17 protein-coding genes and 1 tRNA gene are annotated in these 18,707 nt (G+C 58.2%); 6 read left to right on the top strand and 12 right to left on the bottom strand.

The window, feature by feature from the left end; all coding sequences use genetic code 11:
* Nucleotides 1–15 precede the first annotated feature (15 nt).
* Nucleotides 16–1,161 (top strand): GNAT family N-acetyltransferase, encoded by a 1,146-nt coding sequence (locus VMV64_RS04340; RefSeq protein ID WP_325328722.1) that lies wholly within the window; start codon nt 16–18, stop codon nt 1,159–1,161.
* 194 nt (nt 1,162–1,355) lie between these two features.
* Here VMV64_RS04340 and VMV64_RS04335 read toward each other — a convergent pair whose 3' ends face one another.
* From VMV64_RS04335 to rpsU, 9 genes are all read right to left on the bottom strand, one after another.
* Complete coding sequence (locus VMV64_RS04335) at nt 1,356–2,012, bottom strand: pentapeptide repeat-containing protein (RefSeq protein WP_325328721.1); 657 nt, start codon at nt 2,010–2,012, stop codon at nt 1,356–1,358.
* An 82-nt stretch (nt 2,013–2,094) separates the two neighbouring features.
* On the bottom strand, nt 2,095–2,526 hold the full coding sequence (locus VMV64_RS04330; RefSeq protein WP_325328720.1) for an FKBP-type peptidyl-prolyl cis-trans isomerase: 432 nt from the start codon (nt 2,524–2,526) through the stop codon (nt 2,095–2,097).
* A 450-nt stretch (nt 2,527–2,976) separates the two neighbouring features.
* Nucleotides 2,977–5,550, bottom strand: coding sequence for a magnesium-translocating P-type ATPase (mgtA, locus tag VMV64_RS04325; RefSeq protein ID WP_325328719.1), 2,574 nt, complete (start codon nt 5,548–5,550; stop codon nt 2,977–2,979).
* 15 nt (nt 5,551–5,565) lie between these two features.
* On the bottom strand, nt 5,566–5,865 hold the full coding sequence (locus VMV64_RS04320) for a hypothetical protein (RefSeq protein WP_325328718.1): 300 nt from the start codon (nt 5,863–5,865) through the stop codon (nt 5,566–5,568).
* Nucleotides 5,866–6,277: 412 nt separating this feature from the next.
* A tRNA-Ile gene (locus VMV64_RS04315) sits at nt 6,278–6,354 on the bottom strand.
* A gap of 40 nt (nt 6,355–6,394) precedes the next feature.
* The gene (gene rpoD / locus VMV64_RS04310) at nt 6,395–8,281 is read right to left on the bottom strand and encodes an RNA polymerase sigma factor RpoD (protein WP_325328717.1); all 1,887 of its coding nucleotides are present in this window, start codon (nt 8,279–8,281) and stop codon (nt 6,395–6,397) included.
* A gap of 52 nt (nt 8,282–8,333) precedes the next feature.
* The gene (gene dnaG / locus VMV64_RS04305; protein ID WP_325328716.1) at nt 8,334–10,091 is read right to left on the bottom strand and encodes a DNA primase; all 1,758 of its coding nucleotides are present in this window, start codon (nt 10,089–10,091) and stop codon (nt 8,334–8,336) included.
* A gap of 306 nt (nt 10,092–10,397) precedes the next feature.
* Nucleotides 10,398–10,844 (bottom strand): GatB/YqeY domain-containing protein, encoded by a 447-nt coding sequence (locus tag VMV64_RS04300; protein WP_325328715.1) that lies wholly within the window; start codon nt 10,842–10,844, stop codon nt 10,398–10,400.
* 3 nt (nt 10,845–10,847) lie between these two features.
* Nucleotides 10,848–11,060: a 30S ribosomal protein S21 gene (rpsU, locus tag VMV64_RS04295; RefSeq protein ID WP_009205451.1), complete on the bottom strand. Its 213-nt coding sequence runs from the start codon at nt 11,058–11,060 to the stop codon at nt 10,848–10,850.
* Nucleotides 11,061–11,181: 121 nt separating this feature from the next.
* Between rpsU and tsaD the strand changes: the two genes are divergently transcribed.
* Entirely contained in the window at nt 11,182–12,186 is a 1,005-nt protein-coding gene (tsaD, locus tag VMV64_RS04290; protein ID WP_325328714.1) for a tRNA (adenosine(37)-N6)-threonylcarbamoyltransferase complex transferase subunit TsaD, read from the top strand.
* Here the strand turns inward: tsaD and VMV64_RS04285 are convergent.
* The gene (locus VMV64_RS04285; RefSeq protein WP_325328713.1) at nt 12,179–12,973 is read right to left on the bottom strand and encodes a hypothetical protein; all 795 of its coding nucleotides are present in this window, start codon (nt 12,971–12,973) and stop codon (nt 12,179–12,181) included. The two genes, tsaD and VMV64_RS04285, sit on opposite strands and share 8 nt — an antisense overlap.
* Before the next feature lie 31 nt (nt 12,974–13,004).
* The gene (gene plsY, locus VMV64_RS04280; protein WP_325328712.1) at nt 13,005–13,628 is read right to left on the bottom strand and encodes a glycerol-3-phosphate 1-O-acyltransferase PlsY; all 624 of its coding nucleotides are present in this window, start codon (nt 13,626–13,628) and stop codon (nt 13,005–13,007) included.
* Nucleotides 13,629–13,841: 213 nt separating this feature from the next.
* Here plsY and VMV64_RS04275 point away from each other — a divergent pair, with 213 nt between their 5' ends.
* From VMV64_RS04275 to VMV64_RS04260, 4 genes are all read left to right on the top strand, one after another.
* Nucleotides 13,842–14,204, top strand: coding sequence for a dihydroneopterin aldolase (locus VMV64_RS04275; RefSeq protein ID WP_325328711.1), 363 nt, complete (start codon nt 13,842–13,844; stop codon nt 14,202–14,204).
* Complete coding sequence (locus VMV64_RS04270) at nt 14,195–14,929, top strand: sulfite exporter TauE/SafE family protein (protein ID WP_325328944.1); 735 nt, start codon at nt 14,195–14,197, stop codon at nt 14,927–14,929. The genes VMV64_RS04275 and VMV64_RS04270 overlap by 10 nt, the downstream gene beginning before the upstream one ends.
* A 194-nt stretch (nt 14,930–15,123) precedes the next feature.
* Nucleotides 15,124–16,047 carry a phosphate/phosphite/phosphonate ABC transporter substrate-binding protein gene (locus VMV64_RS04265; protein WP_325328710.1) on the top strand — a complete coding sequence of 308 codons (924 nt, stop codon included), beginning with the start codon at nt 15,124–15,126 and terminating at the stop codon, nt 16,045–16,047.
* 2 nt (nt 16,048–16,049) lie between these two features.
* Nucleotides 16,050–18,509 carry an EAL domain-containing protein gene (locus tag VMV64_RS04260; RefSeq protein ID WP_325328709.1) on the top strand — a complete coding sequence of 820 codons (2,460 nt, stop codon included), beginning with the start codon at nt 16,050–16,052 and terminating at the stop codon, nt 18,507–18,509.
* Between the two features lie 8 nt (nt 18,510–18,517).
* Here the strand turns inward: VMV64_RS04260 and VMV64_RS04255 are convergent.
* On the bottom strand, nt 18,518–18,707 hold a 190-nt coding region (locus VMV64_RS04255; RefSeq protein WP_325328708.1), incomplete at its 5' end, for a hypothetical protein.

The following is an 18,707-nucleotide window of genomic DNA, read 5'->3' as shown; positions in this document are numbered from 1 at the left end:
TAAATTACCGGGCCAATGAAATTGCCTCCCTCACCTGATCTCAAGATTATCGAAACCATCGCGGACATCCCCGAGGCGCAGTGGAACGCACTGGCAGGCAACAATCCGTTCCTGTCCCACGCCTTCCTGCGCGCACTCCAGGAAAGCGGATGCGCCACGCCGCGCACCGGCTGGCAGGCGCAGTTCCTTACCCTCTGGCAGGACGGCACCCTCGCTGGTGCCATGCCGCTGTATCTCAAAAACCACTCATACGGTGAATTCGTTTTCGATTGGGCGTGGGCGGAGGCTTACCAGAAACAGGGGCTGAACTACTACCCCAAACTGCTGTGCGCCGTGCCCTTCACGCCGGTAGCAGGACTACGGCTGCTGGCCTCATCGCCCCAGATTCGGGCACAGCTGGTCCGGTCAGCCTTGCAACTGGCACAGAGCTCAGGCGTCTCTTCCCTGCATTGTTTATTTCCCCACGAAGATCAGGCGCTGGAGATGCAACAGCAAGGCATGATGTTGCGCCAGGGCGTGCAGTTTCACTGGCAAAACCCGGGATATGCGGATTTCGATGCTTTCCTGTCCGGCATGAGCCACGACAAGCGCAAAAGGATCAAACAGGAGCGGCGCAAGGTGAGGGATGCCGGCATCAACTTCGAGCGCATCCGCGGGGAAAGGATCACGGCAGAACAATGGGCGTTCTTTTTTCGTTGCTTTACCCACACTTTCCGGCAATACAACTCGCCGCAACCTTTGAATCTGGATTTTTTTCGGCGCATCGGTGCAGCCATGCCCGAAAACATTCTACTCGTCATCGCCTCACGCAATGGCGAGCCGATTGCCAGCGCACTCAATTTCTTCAACGACGACGACCTGTATGGGCGCTCCTGGGGCGCGCTTGAATACCACCCCGGCCTGCACTTCGAAACCTGCTACTACCAAGCCATAGAATTTTGCATCGAACAGAAAATCGCCACCTTCGAAGGCGGCGCTCAAGGCGAACACAAGATCGCACGGGGATTCCTGCCCGTGATCACCTGGTCGGCACACTGGCTAGCTCATCCCGAATTTTCGCGTGCGGTGGAAGATTTTCTACAGCGCGAAGCAAAAGGCATGAGCCAGTATGTAGATGAACTGAACGACAGCAACCCGTTCAAGCAAAGAGGTTTCAGGTAGCGTCACGATCATTAGTCTGATTGAGACTCCGCCTCGCCGTCCGCAGTTGGCACATTTGAGACTGTCGCCCACCGTCCAGCGCGGAGCTTCTTCGCCAGACGTACCTTTCACCCAATTTCAGAACCGATCCCGCTTTTTCCTGATGCGATCAAAAAAAGCAAAAATGACAGGGAGCATATCAATGGGGCAGTCGACTAAAGCACTGTCAAACCGAAACCACCGAGGAGCTCCGTCGCCTGAGAGCTTGAGATAATTGCACCACGTAACGCCCCTGCGTCATTAAGGTTTAGACTGCCGAGATCACATCCACGAAGATCCGCATTGAGAAACAAAGCGGTTCGTAGCGATGCCTCTCGCAAGCTGCATTCCGTTAACACGGCATCACGAAAATCGGCGCCTCCAAGGTCGGCGTCGGTGAAATCAAGCCCTACAAGTTCGCACTTACGGAAGGACACGCCACGTAGCATCGCGCTGACGAGCAGGCAGCGCTCGAAATGGATGCCAAGAAGACGAGCCTCGCTGAAGTTTGCTCCCGTTAGCTTGCAGTCTTCGAAGCGTGCAGACGATAGCCGGGCTCCGCGCCAATCCGTGTTTGCGAAATTGCACCGCCAGAAACCTGCATCGCTGCAATCGGCCGCATGCAGGCTGGCTCCTGCCCCTCTACATGCAATCCAGGTACTGTCGCAAATGCTCGCTCCGCGCAGATTAGCCCCAGTGATCTCGCAATTGGAGAACTCGATGGCCGACAAATCCAATCGAGACAAATCCGCATTAGAAAATGCGCATTCGGAGAATGTTCGTCGTCCGTCGCGAATCTCCGATTCGAGTATGTCACGGTCGAAGACCTGCATTACGAAACTCCTCAGAGACACCTGTTTATGGTTTCTTGATTAGCCCCAACCTCAGCCAGCCTGACCATCCACCCCACTCTGACTACTTCACAATTTCCAGCAGCTCCACCTCAAAAATCAGCGTGGCATTGGGGGGTATGGTTCCAAGGATACCGTGCGGACCGTAAGCCAGATTGCCCGGGCAAACCAGCTTTGCCTTGCCGCCGACTTTCATGGCTTGAACGCCTTCGGTCCAGCAGGGAATGACCCGGTTCAGGGGGAAACTGGTCGGCTGGCCTCTTTTGTAGGAACTGTCGAACTCCTTCCCGTCGGTAAGGGTTCCACGATAATGAACCTTGACCGTGTCCGTTGATTTTGGACTGTCACCCGATCCTACTTTCAATGTGGTTATTCCAATCCCGGAAGGGGTCTTTACTTCCTTGAACTCGACCGCAGCGATTGTTGGCGCCGCAGCATGAGCACCTAGCGTTAGCACGAGGGACATTGAAGCGATTAGCGTGCCTATTTTTTTCATGAAAGTCTTTCTTGTGAGATTGAATAAACGGATTACATTAGAACTATGTTGAACTGTTCCCGTGCATCGCTACTTTCCGCATGCTAAGGATTCGATCGGCCAATAACGTCGGATAGCATGAGCCAGAGTCCGCGGTTCTACACCGAAGGTTGGCGTTTCAACCGCTCGACCTGAAGTATCCTTGACCTCTGCACCCCCAGTCAAATGCCCAAGGGGCGGATAACAGACAAACTGAACCTACTGCCACCGCGCCACATCTCTACTCTACACGTAACTGCCTGTCACCACTTTATCGAGGCCAGCGCCTGCTTTCAGCGAAGGCGAACGAACTGCCGTACCCGACCCCAAGCTGTCGCATAAGCTCACATCTGATGATCAGAAGCGAAAGATGAATGGCTGTTCCACCCTAAGACGTTGCATGAATTTATGCCGCCTGTAGAGGCTGACGGACTAAGCCCGGGTGGCAGGTCTGCGCGGCCGCCTTCCCACTGCTGACCATCGGTAGAAGCCCTGCTTGGCCAGTTCAACAAGGAAGAGATAGACAAGCACCATGGCCCCGAGGATGAAATAGAACCTGGCCGGCGGCGGCACAAAACCGAAATGCGTACCCAGCGGCGTAAACGGCAAGAGCACGGCGATGGTCACAACCGCCAGGGAGGTAACCGTCAGCATCGGATGGGCGCGGCTTTTCAGGGGGTTTCCACGGGTGCGGATGATGAAGATCACCAGCACCTGAGTGCACAGCGATTCAACGAACCAACCGGTCTGAAACAGTTTCTCATCCGCCTGCAACACGGCCAGCAGGATGTAGAAGGTCAGAAAGTCGAACAGGGAGCTGATCGGCCCGATCACGAGCATGAAATTGCGGACGAAATTCATGTCGAGCACACGCGGGGCGTGAATTTCGCCGGCATCCACCTTGTCCAGCGGGATCGGTATTTCCGAGATGTCGTAGAGAATGTTGTTGAGCAGGATCTGGGTCGGCAACATCGGCAGGAAAGGCAAGAACAGCGAGGCGCCGGCCATGCTGAACATGTTTCCGAAGTTGGAGCTGGTCCCCATCATGATGTACTTCATGATGTTGCCGAAGGTGCGTCGTCCCTCCAGAACGCCCGCATGCAGCACGTGCAGGTCCTGTTTCAGGAGAATCATGTCGGCCGCCTCCTTGGCTACATCTACAGCAGAATCCACCGACAGACCGACGTCCGCCGAGTGCAAGGACGGCGCATCGTTGATGCCATCACCCAGGTATCCAACCACATGGCCGCGGGCCTTGAGCGCCCGGATCACGCGCTCTTTCTCTGTCGGATTCACCCGGCAGAACAGGTTCGTCGTTTCGACCCTGGCCTGCAGGGCGTGATCATCCATCTTCGCGATTTCTTTGCCGGTCAGAAGCCCAGTGACCGGAATCTTCAATTGGGCACAGACATGCCGGGTGACCAGATCACTGTCGCCAGTAACGATCTTGATTGCGACGCCGACCCTGTTGAGCGCCTCAAGTGCGGAGGCAGCGCTCTCCTTCGGAGGGTCGAGGAAGGCTGCAAACCCGGCAAGCACCAGTTCCGTTTCGTCACTCACCACGGCATGGGGATGGTCCAGCGGAACCTGACGCCAGGCGATGCCCAGCACACGGAAACCTTCTTCTTCAAGCGCGTGATACTGGCCGCGAATCGCCGTCAGAGCTTCGTCGTCTATAGAACGCTGGAAATTGGCGCCTTCTGCTTCATAATGAGTGCAAAGTCCCGCGATCTCGTCGGGCGCGCCTTTCACCACCAGCCATCTCGTCTCGCCATTATCCAGAAGCACCGAGACGCGACGGCGCTCGAAGTCGAAGGGGACCTCATCGATTTTTTTCCAGGCGCCAATCTCGATGTGCTGATGAGCGAGAATGGCTTCGTCGAGGGGACTTTTTAGGCCCGTCTCGAAGAAGCTGTTGAAATAGGCCAGCTCCAGTACTCGCTCGCTGGGCCGGCCTTTCGCATCCACATGTCTTTCCAGGCGGATTTTTGCCTCGGTCAGGGTGCCGGTCTTGTCGGTGCAGAGGACATCCATGGACCCTAGATCCTGAATGGCGGACAGGCGCTTGACGATCATGTGCTGCTTCGCCATGCGCATTGCACCCCGCGACAGTGTCACCGAGATCACCATGGGCAGGAGTTCCGGCGTCAGCCCAACGGCAAGGGCCACGGCAAACAGGAAGGATTCCAGCCAGGGCTTGTGGAAAAAAGTGTTAACGAGCAGAACGAACAGCACCATCAAGACCGTCAGCCGCATGATCAACATGCCGAAGCGGCGGGTGCCGATTTCGAACGAAGTCGGCTCCGACTGGCGTGAAACTCTGTCAGCGACTTCTCCGATGGCGGTACCTGCCCCAGTCTTGACCACCAGTACCCTGGCACTACCGCTGATGACAGATGTGCCCATGAATACCGCATTGGTCGCTTCCTGCAGCTCTGTGGACGTATCCGGTAGCGCGCCCGGTCGCTTTTCCACCGGGTAGGACTCACCGGTCAACAGCGCCTGCTTGACAAAGAAATCACGCGCTTCCAGCACTCTTCCATCCGCCGGAATCAGATCGCCGGCCGAAAGCAGGACGACGTCACCGGGTACCACCTGGATCACCGCGACCTCCAGTGGCTTGCCATCGCGCAGCACGTTGGCCCGTATGGAAACCGACTGGCGCAATTTTTTTGCGGCCGCATTGGCACGGTACTCCTGGACAAAATCCAGCGTGACGCTCAGCAAAACGATGCAGCTGATGATGAGGAAGTTGGTGACCTCCCCGGTGAACGCTGAAACCGCACTGGCGATGAGAAGGATAATGACGAGAGGGTTCTTGAAGCGGGTGAGATACTGTAGCAGCAGAGATTTTTCCTGCCGCTCGCGGAACAGGTTGGGGCCGAATCTGGCAAACCGGGCTTTGGCCTCGGCGCCCGACAAGCCGGTAGCCTTGGTCGCAGGCTCAGCCACCTCTTTCGACGGTGGCTCAAGCCACCAAGGTCGGCGCGTCGAATCTATCGGCATTTCACAAGGCCCCGGTCAGTCCGGCGTGGAATAGTGGTAATGGAGAGCATTCAGGTATCGAGCCATCTCCGCAACGTCGTCATCACCCCACCCAAGCCCTGAAAATCCCTGCCAGCGGCGTACTTCCGCCTGAAGACTTGACCAGTCGGTGGCGAGTTGCTTGTCCCGCCAATGAACCTCGGCGCTGTGGCAGGCGATGCTACGCGTCGAGTACAACAACTCACCGCGTGTAGCGTCATGTATTGGCTCTGCGTCGGCATCAGCGAGATTTCCGAACAAGACGGACAGCACGACGAGTATCGATCTCCGAAGCATGTTGATCCCCATAAACATCACCACCCAATTTAGTATATACCTCGTCAGATGGCGGAACTACCTGGCAGGGCAGGTCTTGTAAGTTGGCTTTTTGGCTGAAACCCGCCACTCAGGCGCATCAATTCGGCTTGTGATGACTGACGGTAATTGGCACCAACGACTCGTCGCATAGGTCTCTTCCTGGCCGATGTGAAACGGTCGGGCCGTTACCCATCCAACGATCAGTAGTCGCTGCTGCATCGCACTACGCCAAATCAATCACGGAAATCGGATACCAACAAAATGAAGAAATCAACTTTCCAGGATAGGAAAATACGGCAAGGCGCAGAGCAGTGTATTTTCTACGACCCTCCCGCCAGTGTCCCGCCAAATAAAAAGGAGCTAGGCGATTAAACCTAACTCCTTGTTATTATGGTGGGCCCGCACGGACTTGAACCGTGGACCAAAGGATTATGAGTCCTCTGCTCTAACCAACTGAGCTACAGGCCCAAAAAAAGCTGCGTTGCGCTATGAAGGCGGCTTGCCTGGATCAGACCTCGTGATCCAGGAAGCTGCGCAGGCGCTCGGAGCGGGAGGGATGGCGCAACTTGCGCAGGGCCTTGGCTTCGATCTGGCGGATACGCTCGCGGGTGACGTCGAACTGCTTGCCGACTTCCTCCAGGGTGTGGTCGGTGTTCATCTCGATGCCGAAGCGCATGCGTAGCACTTTGGCTTCGCGCGGCGTGAGCGATTCCAGCACTTCCTTGGTGGCTTCGCGCAAGGAGGCGTACAGCGCCGCATCGGCCGGAGCCAGGGTGGTCGAGTCCTCGATGAAGTCGCCCAGATGAGAATCCTCGTCGTCGCCGATCGGGGTTTCCATGGAGATCGGCTCCTTGGAAATCTTGAGGATTTTGCGGATCTTCTCCTCGGGCATTTCCATCTTGGTCGCCAGCTCGGCAGGGTCGGGTTCCTGCCCGGTTTCCTGCAGGATCTGCCGCGAGATGCGGTTCATCTTGTTGATGGTCTCGATCATGTGCACCGGGATGCGAATGGTGCGCGCCTGGTCTGCGATGGAGCGCGTGATCGCCTGACGGATCCACCAGGTGGCGTAGGTCGAGAACTTGTAGCCGCGGCGATATTCGAACTTATCGACCGCTTTCATCAGGCCGATGTTGCCCTCCTGAATCAGGTCGAGGAACTGCAGGCCGCGGTTGGTGTATTTCTTGGCGATGGAGATCACCAGGCGCAGGTTGGCCTCGATCATCTCGCGCTTGGCGCGACGCGCCTTGGCTTCGCCGGTGGACATCTGACGATTGATTTCCTTCAGGTCCTTGATGGGAATCCGCACCCGCACCTGCAAATCCAGCAGGCGCTGCTGCTGGTCGACAATGGCGTGCTGGAAACGCGACAGTTTCTCGCAGTAGGGCTTCTTGGTGGCGATTTCCGTCAACACCCAGTCCAGATTGTTTTCGTTGCCGGGGAAAGTCTTGATGAAATGCGGGCGCGGCATGCCGGATTTGGTCACGCACAATTCCATGATCTCGCGCTCGTAGCTGCGAACTTCTTCCACCAGGGAACGCAGGCTTTCACACAGGAATTCCACCTGTTTAGCAGAAAAACGGATGGACAGAAGCTCGCTTGAGACCTGGTCCTGCCATTCCTTGTAGCCCTTGGTCTTGGGACCTTTATTCGCCAGCGCCTGCTGCATTTTGTCGAATGCCTTGCGGATCACGGCGAAGCGCTCCAGCGCATCCGCCTTGAGCTGGGCCAGATTGGCCGCTGCTACCGCGGCGCCGGCTTCTTCTTCCTCTTCTTCCGTCAGATCCTCTTCCTCTGCCGCCGCTTCCACGACAGAATCCGCCAAATCCGCGGCAAGCTCTCCATCCGCGTTCATCAAGCCGTCGACCAACTCGTCCACACGCATTTCGTCGCGCTCGACCTTGTCTACCAGCGCAAGAATCTCGGCGATCGTGGTCGGGCAAGCAGAAATCGCCTGCACCATGTGCTTCAGACCATCCTCGATACGCTTGGCGATTTCAATCTCGCCCTCTCGGGTCAGCAGCTCCACCGAGCCCATCTCGCGCATGTACATGCGCACCGGATCGGTGGTGCGGCCGAAATCGGAGTCCACGGTGGAAAGCGCCGCCTCGGCCTCTTCCACGACATCCTCGTCGGTCACTGCCGCCGGGGCATCGGACATGAGCAGGGTTTCCGCATCCGGCGCCTCGTCGCACACGGAAATCCCCATGTCGCCGATCATGCTGATGATGCCCTCGATCTGCTCGGCATCGAGCATGTCGTCGGGCAGGTGGTCGTTTATCTCGGCATAGGTCAGGTAACCCCGCTCCTTGCCCAGCACGATCAGGGTCTTCAGGCGCATCCGTCGCGCATCGACGTCGCTCACACGTGATTCTGGTTTGTCGTTTTCAGTCGCCATAACATTCTGTTCCAGCAAAGAATTTCGTTGCAAAAAAGTGCTAAATTATATACTATTTTTGGGTGAATTGGCCACTTTTTGTCGAGGCGGAACCACCCTGCAGCAAGCGCTGCAACTCCTGCTTCTCTTCCGGGGACAGCCCCTGCACGCGGGAAAGCGCAAGCAGCGATTCGATCCGCCGCTGACGGGCCGACTTTTTCAACTGCTCCAGCGCGCCGGCGAACTCCTCCGCCACCTCGAATTCCTCGTCCCACTGGAGAATCTCGCCCGATACCTCGCTCAACAAAGCCTCATGAGATGTGCCGCGAAAACGCTCCAATACAGCTACCGTCATCATTGGCTGTGAATAGCCACCGGCGACGAGACCCAGCAGTGCCGCCAAGGTCTTCAGCTCTTCCGATTCGTCACCCAACAGGCCCATATCGAAGTCCGCCCCCAGTTCGGGCTGGCAAAGCAGCAACTGCAGCAGCTTTCTGGCCAGTGAGGGCGGCTTGCGGGAAGGCCGGGGTCGCGTAGCGGCGGGTTTTACCGTCGATTTGACCGGGATCAGTCCCTCTAGTTCATTCCGCGAAACACCCGCCAATTCCGCCAGACGCTGCTGCAGCATCAGGCGAAGTGCCGGTGCAGCCACCTGCTGCGCCAGGGGCTGTGCCAGCTTGAGAAAGTGCGCCCGCCCTTCCATGGTTTGCATGTCCACCCCGGCGGCCAATTCACGCAGGAGGAACTCCGACATCGGCATCGCACTTTCGAGCAACGCCTCGAATGCCGCCTTTCCTTCCTTGCGCACGTAGCTGTCAGGATCCTCGCCCTGGGGCAGAAACAGGAACTTGATGCTTTTTCCGTCGCCCACCAGCGCCAGGCTGTTTTCCAGGGCGCGCCACGCCGCCTTGCGCCCTGCCGTGTCGCCGTCGAAACAGAACACGACGTTATCGGTCTGGCGTAGCAGTTTCTGCACGTGCACCGGCGTGGTCGCGGTGCCCAGCGTTGCCACCGCATATTCGACGCCATGCTGTGCCAGCGCCACCACGTCCATGTAACCTTCCACCACGATCACTTTGCCGGCAGCGCGAATCGCCTGGCGCGCCTGAAACAGGCCGTACAATTCCCGACCTTTCTCGAACAGCGGCGTTTCAGGAGAATTCAGGTACTTGGGTTCTCCCTTTTCCAGCACCCGCCCGCCGAAACCGATCACCGCACCCTTCTGGTTGAGGATGGGAAACATGACACGGTCGCGGAAGCGGTCGTAGCGCTTACCTTCGCCCTCGATCACCAAACCCGCCTGCACCAGGGATTTTTCCTGATAGTCGGAAAAAACGACGGCAAGGTTTTGCCAGCCGCCCGGCGCATAACCAACGCCGAATCGCGCCGCGATTTCGCCGGAAAGGCCGCGTTTTTTCAGGTAAGCGATCGCCACTTCCGAGCGCTTCAGTTCATCGCGGTAATAATGGGTCGCATGCTGCAGCGCCTCTGACAGGGCGTCTAAACTTCCCTCTGCCTTGTGCTCATAACGCCCGGATTCCTCTTTCGGCACCGTCAGGCCGGCGCTTCTGGCCAAATCCTCCACCGCCTCGACGAAGCCCAGACCCTGATGCTCCATGACAAAACCAATGGCGCTGCCATGCGCGCCGCAGCCGAAACAATGATAAAACTGCTTGGTGGGACTAACCGAAAAAGAAGGGGATTTTTCGCTGTGGAACGGGCAGCAGGCAACGTAGTTCGCGCCCGCCTTCTTGAGTGGGACGTAGCGGTCCACCACGTCGACGATATCCAGGCGATTGAGAAGATCCTGAACGAAGGACTGCGGAATCATGAGCCCCCTGCTAACTGCATCATACCGAAACGGCACCGCCCGTCATGATACGGGAATCGGAAACGACAGTCGGACGGGTGAAACTTTGGAGATGAAACGCTAGCGGCCTGTCAGACTTAAAGAATCGAAGCGAAAAATGAGCTGGTCGAGGGCAGATTTTGCGAGCTTTCGCCTTACGGCGAAATGCCTGCTTACCCCATTTCACGAATTTCAAGCCAATAGTTATTCATATTGGCGCAGGAAAGCGGGGAAATATGCACCGGCCAGGTCATTTTGCAGCCGATTTCCTTTAAGCCCGACAGGCTGCTAGCCGCCCAGCTTGCCTTTGATCAGGGCGGACACCTTGCCCATGTCGGCACGTCCGGCCATTTGCGGCTTGACGATCGCCATGACCTTGCCCATGTCCTTCACGCCGACCGCTCCAGAAGAACCGATGGCAGCAACGACCAGCGCCTCGGCCTCGGCATCCGTCAGGGGCTGCGGCATATAGCCCTGCAGCACCGACACCTCGAACTTCTCGGTGTCAGCCAGATCCTGCCGCCCGGCGGATTCGAACTGGGAAATGGAGTCGCGCCGCTGCTTGAGCATTTTCTCGATCGCCGCGACCACCTGATCATCGGAGAGCTCGATACGCTCGTCCACCTCGCGCTGCTTGATCGCGGCCATCAGCAGCCGGATCGCTGAAAGGCGTGGCACATCCTTGGCACGCATCGCCGATTTCATATCCTCGGCGATTTGAAGCCTGAGACTCATTGCTCAGTAAAGCTTGGGGGGGAGCATTTGGCTGCGCAGGCGCTTGAAGTGGCGCTTGACGGCAGCAGCCATCTTGCGCTTGCGCTCGGCAGTGGGCTTTTCGTAAAACTCGCGGGCACGCAGTTCGGTCAGCAGACCGGTTTTTTCCACGGCGCGCTTGAAACGGCGCAGGGCTACATCGAACGGTTCATTTTCCTTGACGCGTACACTCGGCATGAGCAAATCACCTTCTAAATTAGTAATGAGTTTTGGAGTAAATCGATAATTATATCGGCTAAATCGTCTTTTTCATAGCCAAATTTACCGTTACCCGCAAAACCGCTATGATGGCGGGCTTATGCTCGTCCTCGGAATCGAAACCTCCTGCGATGAAACCGGCGTTGCTCTGTACCATACGGAGCGAGGCTTGCTCGCCCATGCGCTGCACTCGCAGGTGGCGATGCACGCCGAATATGGCGGGGTGGTGCCGGAACTCGCTTCGCGTGATCACATCCGGCGCGTACTGCCCCTGACCCGGCAAATCCTGCAACAAGCTGGCTGCACCCTGAGCGATATCGAGGCCATCGCCTACACCGAAGGGCCGGGACTGGCCGGGGCGCTGCTGGTCGGCGCCAGCATTGCTGCCGCGCTTGGATTCGCGCTCAAGGTACCGGTCATCGGCATCCACCATCTTGAAGGCCACCTGCTCGCGCCATTGCTCGAACCCAATCCGCCTGCCTTCCCGTTCGTCGCCCTGCTGGTTTCCGGCGGCCACAGCCAGTTGATGAAAGTTTCCGGCATCGGCGCCTACGAAACCCTGGGGGAAACCCTGGACGACGCCGCCGGCGAAGCCTTCGACAAGACCGCCAAGCTGCTCGGACTGGGCTATCCGGGTGGGCCGGCCCTATCCATGCGGGCCGAGCGGGGCGTGCAGGGGCGCTTCAAGCTGCCAAGGCCGATGATTAACAGCGGCGACCTCAACTTCAGCTTCAGCGGCCTGAAGACAGCGGTGCTGACCCTGGCCAGGCAACAGACGCTGGATGACCAGACCGTGGCCGACATCGCCCGCGCCTTTCAGGACGCCATCGTCGAAGTGCTCGCCGCCAAATCGCTGGCTGCGTTGAGCCAGAGCGGCCTGGACCGACTGGTGGTGGCCGGCGGCGTGGGCGCCAACCGGCAGTTGCGCGAACAGCTCTCCGCGCTTTCCGCCCGCCGGGGCTTTGAGGTGTTTTATCCGAAACTCGAATTCTGCACCGACAACGGCGCCATGATCGCCTTCGCCGGCGCAATGCGGATCAAGCTCTCCGCCGCCAAGGGCTGGAAGTTCAACGTGCGGCCGCGCTGGGATCTGGCAACTATTTGATTCCGCGCAATCCGCTCACCCAGCGGATCAAGGATTCATTGCCGATCATCCGCGTCACTTCCAGCGGGAAAAACAGCACCGCATAGAATACGATCAGAACCAGTATCAACAGCACATGGCCGAACACGCTTTCAGGACGTAACACACCCCAGTATTTCATGGCGAGGAACACCAGATCCTTCTTGTGCTCCGCCATGCTGCGGTATTTCAGCACCAGCTTGACCAGCAGATAGACGGCGTAGCCGCCGCTAAGCGACAGGAATACCACGCGAAACAGGCTGTACATGTCCATGCCGCCGAGCAGGGCGCGGTGATACATCAGCGAAAGCCCCCCCATGACTACCGAAGCGACCACCGCGATCAGGATGTTGGCGATCAGGCGTCGCCGTTCCCGTGCCAGATCCTGCTGGCGCTGGATGAAGAAGCTGTCCACCTCGCGCTTCAGATATTCGACGCGGTCCTGCACCAAGGCGGTGATTTCCGCCTTCATCACGCCCACACGGGCGTCGATGGTGGCGCCGAGCTTCTCTGCGGCGTAGTCCACCAGCTCGATCACGTCGTCCTTGGTGAACTGGCGCTGGCTGTGCAATTCGGCGGAAATCTTGTCCAGCTTGTTATCCACCTCCCGGCTCGCGCCCAATACCGCCTCGCGCAGCTCGCCGCTAGCCTCTTTCACCCCATCCTGGACAACGCCATTCAGCTTCTCCGCGGCCTGCTCGATGGCCGTGCGGGAAACCTGTTCCAGGCTTTCCCGTGCGTAATCCATTTCCTTTTCGAACCAGGCCACAGCCACACCTCCCGTAACTTAAGTATAGGGCTTACTGCGGCGGTGAGTCGCCGGGCTGGGTCTTGCCGATCGCACGTTCCTTGCCGGAAAGCAGGTTCTGGATATTGCTCTTGTGCCGCCAGATCAGGAGCAGCGACACCGCCGCCACCGCCGCAACCAGCACACCGGATTTCAACCACAACCAGCCGTAAAACGGCGTGAACACCGCCGCGATCAAGGCGGACAAGGAAGAAATTCGCCACATATAGGCCGCCAGCAGCCAGGTGGCCAAGGCAGCGAGACCCAGCCAGGGATTAAGCGCCAGCAGGATACCCAGCACCGTGGCTACGCCCTTGCCGCCGTGGAAGCCGAAAAAAACCGGGTAGGCATGGCCGAGGAACACCGCGATGGCCGATGCGGCGACGACAGTCTCGTCCAGGCCGTAGACCGGCGCCAGGCGCAACGCAAGAAAAACCGCCAGCCAGCCCTTGGCGCCATCACCCAGCAAGGTCACCGCGGCGGCCAATTTTTTGCCGGTACGCAAGACATTGGTCGCGCCCGGATTTTTCGAGCCGAAGGTACGCGGATCGGGCAAGCCGAACACCTTGCTGGTGAGTACGGCAAAGGAAACCGAACCGATCAGGTAAGCGGCGAGGATGAAAATTACCGTGTTCATGTCAAAGCACCTAGACCGGATGAGCCGGAAGCAAAATGGAGTGATGGGTAATGGGGGATGGTCGAAAGGTTTTCATCACCCATTCCTCATCACCCATCACCGTATGGCTCATTTCAACCCCAAATTCTTGTCGAATTTTGACATCATTTGGTCAATAAGCGATTAAAATGGCCACTTTTAGATTTTACGGCAAATTGCCCGCCTGAACACCCGATGGATATCGTTTTCCTGGAAGAAATCAAGCTCGACATCGTCATAGGCATCTATGAGTGGGAACGCAAAGTCCCGCAGACTATCCGCATCGACATCGACATCGGCCTGCCGCACAGCCGTGCCGGCGAAACCGACAGCATAGCGGACACCATCGACTACGGTGCGGTGATGGCGCGCATTCGCCAAACCGCGGCCGAACGTCACTTTTCCCTGGTAGAAGCCCTGGCGGAGCACATTGCCGCCCTGATCCGCACCGAGTTCGGCGCGCCCTGGGTAAAAGTCTCTGTCGCCAAACTGGGCATGCTACGCGGCGTCAAGCGGCTGGGAATTGTGATTGAGCGCGGGGAACGGCCATCAGTCTAGAAGCATTAGCGGCCGCACTGCTGATCCTCCTTCTCGCCTACTTCATCCGTGGCATCACGGGTTTCGGCTCCGGACTGATTGCGGTACCCCTCCTGGCGCACTTCCTGCCCCTGCAATTTGTCGTGCCATTCGTACTGGTGCTGGACTTTACCGCTTCCATTGTCCTTGGCGGCAAAACCCGCGAACAGATCGACTGGAATGAACTGAAACCCTTGCTGCCCTTCAGTGCGGTGGGCGTGATGCTGGGCGTGACGCTGCTCATCCACATGCCTCGCGAACCCCTGCTGATCGGGCTGGGGATTTTCGTGCTGATTTTCGGCGCACGCACCCTGCTCAACATCCATGGCGAAACCACCATCTCGCGGCTCTGGGCCATACCGGCTGGACTCACAGGCGGCACCGTAGGCGCACTATTCGGCACGGGCGGTCCGCCCTACATCATCTATCTGTCCCACCGCCTGAAGGACAAGGCAAAGTTGCGCGCCACCTTCTCCGGCCTCTTCACCTTGGAGGGCGGACTGCGCGTCGTCACCTTTCTCGCCGCCGGCCTGCTATTGCAAGACGGGATGTTCACCGCCCTCCTTGCCGCCTTGCCGGTCATAGCGCTGGGGCTATATCTCGGCCACCGCGTCCATCTCGGCATTTCCAGCCTGCAAATGCTCAGGCTGGTTGGGCTGCTGCTGGTTGGCAGCGGCCTCTCCCTTCTCTGGAAAGCCTGGGCCTAAAAACAGGTATGCAACCTCCCGTCGTCATCCAGCCTCCGTCCCGCGCTGCCGCAATGACTGATCAGAATCAATAAAGATTGTTTTGTCCGCAACAAAAATCCCAACCCATAAAAAAATTATATACAATCTTCGGGTCTTCCCTTATATACAGTCTGGAACCCCTGAGGCGCATTGATAAAGAGGGTTGTAACGCTATGGGCATTACGCGAAGGATTATCAGTTTTTCACTCGTCCTCTTCCTTTTTTCCTGGGGAGGCGCCCAAGCCGACTCCGCCTACAAGCCGACCGGCGCACCGGCTAAAGAGAGCGTGTTTATTTTCGGCCCCCATCCCTACTCTAACCCGCAGGATGTTTTCGAGGACTATGAACCGATCATGCGCTACCTCGAGCGCAAGCTGCCAGGCACCCATTTCCAGATCGAAGCCTCGAAAAACTACGCTGATTACGAAGCAAAACTTGCGGCGCAGCACTTCCACTTTTCCCTGCCCAACCCCTACCAGACAGTTTTCAGCCTGGAACACGGCTACCGCGTAATCGCCAAAATGACCCCGGACGAGGATTTCCGCGGCCTGATCGTGGCTCGGATCGATAAAAATCTGCACTCCGCACACGACCTGTCCGGCAAAACACTCTGCTTTCCTTCGGCCACTGCGGTTGCGGCTACCATGCTCCCATTGCTTTACCTGCAGGAAGTCCAGGGCGTTGCGGTAAAACAAGATATCCAGATCCGCTATGTCGGTTCGCAGTTCTCATCGTTGCTCAACGCCTACACTGGCGATGCAACGGCCTGCGGCACTAGCGTGCGCTTCTGGCGCACGTGGTCGAAAGAGAATCCGGACAAAGCAAAGCAAATGCGCGTGTTATGGAAAACCGAGCCGCTGCCGCACAACGCCATCATTGCGCGCAGCGACATAGACCCCAAACTCGCACAACAAGTCGCATCCGTGTTAGCGGGAATGGACAAGGACAAGGAACTGGACCAGCAGCAATTCAAGGTGGGGCAGCAACATTTTGAATTGGCCAGCAACGCCTCCTACAAACCCATGCAGGATTTCCTCCGGCGGTATGACCAGGCGATCGGCCTGCCTCCGGCAATGAAAACGCAGAACTCGAAATAATCGTGGGAAAACACTACCGGCTGACCAATTTTCTTTTCCATAGCCTCAAGGGCCGGATCATCGGCACCGTAATGCTGCTTCACGCCGTGCTGATGGGGCTGGTGGTGACCGACATGCTTACCCGCCAGCAAGGCTTCATGGAAAAGCAACTTGCCCATGAAAGCCAAATGCTGGCACACACGCTGTCGGTCAACGCCCCCTCCTGGCTGTTGAGCCGCGACGTCAACGCACTCGATGAACTGGTTTCCAGTCTTAAATCGGTAAAACATCTGAATCTTGCCTTGATCCTGGACACCCACGGCAAGGTGCTTGCCGCCACGGATTCTGCACTGTTCAACGTAACGTTCTCGGACTCGCCCAGCAAAAAATTGCTCGCCCCCCTGCTCACCGACCCGACTCGAACCGAGTATCAACTATTGCACGACGGCCTGATTGACTCGATTTTCGCCATTACCAGCAACGGCAAACGCATTGGCTTCGCCCGCGTCATCCTCGATGCCGCACCGATGCAGGTCGAATTGAATGCGGTAACGCATAAAGGCGTAATTTATACGCTGATCGCCATCACCCTTGGCGGCCTGATCACCTGGCTGGTGGTGCGCAAGGTGACCTACCGGCTGAACATGCTTTCCAATGCGGCGGACAGCATTTCCGCCGGCGACCTTGAAATCGCCCTGCCGAATTATGAGGGCCGGGATGAAGTCGCCAGGCTTGCCCGCGACTTCAGCCAGATGGCGTTGGCGCTGAAACAGAATAGCCGCGAGCGCGACCAAGCCGAAGCCGCCCTGTACGCGGAGAAGGAACGCGCCCTGGTCACCTTGCAGTCAATTGGCGATGCCGTGATCACCACCGACATCGAAGGCAGGGTCGAATTTCTCAACCCGGTGGCGGAGGCCCTCACCGGCTGGAGCAACGACGAGGCCACCGGACAACCTCTGCAGCAGGTGTTCAACATTATCAGCGAAATCACCCGTCAACCGGTTGAGAACCCGGTGGAGAAAGCGCTCCTCCAGAACGGCATCGTCGGCCTGGCCAACCATACCGTGCTGATCCGGCGCGACGGGCATGAGGTGCACATCGAGGACTCCGCCGCACCGATCCGCGAACGCGACGGACGCATCATCGGCGTCGTGCTGGTGTTCCACAACGTCAGCGAAAAGCGCAAGCTGGCCCACCAGCTTTCCTACCAGGCCAAGCATGATGCCCTCACCGGCCTGATCAACCGGAGCGAATTCGAACACCAGCTGGAAGACCTGCTCGACAGCGCGGCCACCCAGCACAAGCAGCATGCATTGCTTTATCTCGACCTCGACCAGTTCAAGGTAGTCAATGACACCTGCGGCCACAGCGCCGGGGACGAACTGCTGCGCCAATTAACCGCGCAGATCCAGGACAAGGTGCGCGAGTCCGATACCTTCGCCCGACTCGGCGGCGACGAGTTCGGCGTCCTGCTGGAAAACTGCCCGCTGGATCAGGCGGTTCGCCTGGCAAACGTCCTGCTCGACGAGGTGGGGGCCTTCCGCTTCGTCTGGCTCGACAAGACCTTCGCCGTCGGCGTCAGCATCGGCCTGGTGGCGATCACCGCAACCAGCGGCAATTCGGCAAGCGTGCTGTCCGCCGCCGATACCGCCTGCTACGCGGCAAAGGACAAGGGGCGCAACCGGGTGCAGGTGTATTCGCCGGACGACATCGAGATGGCCGAACGCCACGGTGAAATGCACTGGGTGGCGCGCATCACCAAGGCCTTCGTGGAAGAGCGCTTCCAGTTGCACTACCAGCCCATCGTTCCGGTTCAGAATGGCGCGCCCGAACAGGAACAGCATTTCGAGATACTGCTGCGCATGCGGGACGAAAACCATAACCTGGTTCCGCCCGGCGCCTTCATCCCCGCCGCGGAACGCTACAACCTGATGGTCGAGATCGACCGCTGGGTGATCCACAACGCACTCAACTGGCTGATCGCCCACGCCGAACGGCCGGTGATCTGCGCCATCAACCTTTCCGGCCAGTCGGTCAACGATGACCGCTTCCTCGCCTTCCTCATCGACCAGATCAAGGGCACAGGCGTGCCGCCGCACAAAATCTGCTTCGAGATTACCGAAACCTCGGCGATCTCCAACCTTGTCAAAGCGAGCAACTTCATCAAGACCATCAAATCGCTCGGCTGCAGCTTCTCGCTTGACGATTTCGGCAGCGGCATGTCCTCCTTCTCCTACCTGAAGAACCTGCCGGTGGATTACCTGAAGATCGACGGCAGCTTCGTCCGGGACATGATCAACGACCCGATCGACTGCGCCATGGTCGAATCCATCAACCACATCGGCCATGTGATGGGAATCAAAACCATCGCCGAGTTCGTCGAAAACCAGGCCATCCTGGAGAAACTCCGCGCCATCGGCGTGGACTACGCCCAGGGTTACGGCATCGCCAAGCCCCGCCCGCTGGAGGAAATTGTGCCTTAGAAGCTGTCTCAATAAATATCATGGGATGCATTGCTGCCAGAAAGCCCGGCAGCTAGGCGCGCGACGCAGGTCGTAGCTGGGTCTACGATGCCAAGTAGCGCCAACCCCCATCCCAACCTTCCCCCGCGGGCGGGGGAAGGGGCGATCGCCTCCCCTCCCGCTTGCGGGAGGGGATTGAGGGGAGGGCTGACGCTGCCG

It is taken from the genome of Sulfuricella sp., from assembly GCF_035531155.1.
Lineage (GTDB): Bacteria > Pseudomonadota > Gammaproteobacteria > Burkholderiales > Sulfuricellaceae > Sulfuricella.
Note: the sequence above shows the minus strand (reverse complement) of the source record. Positions and strands in the feature narration are given on the sequence as shown.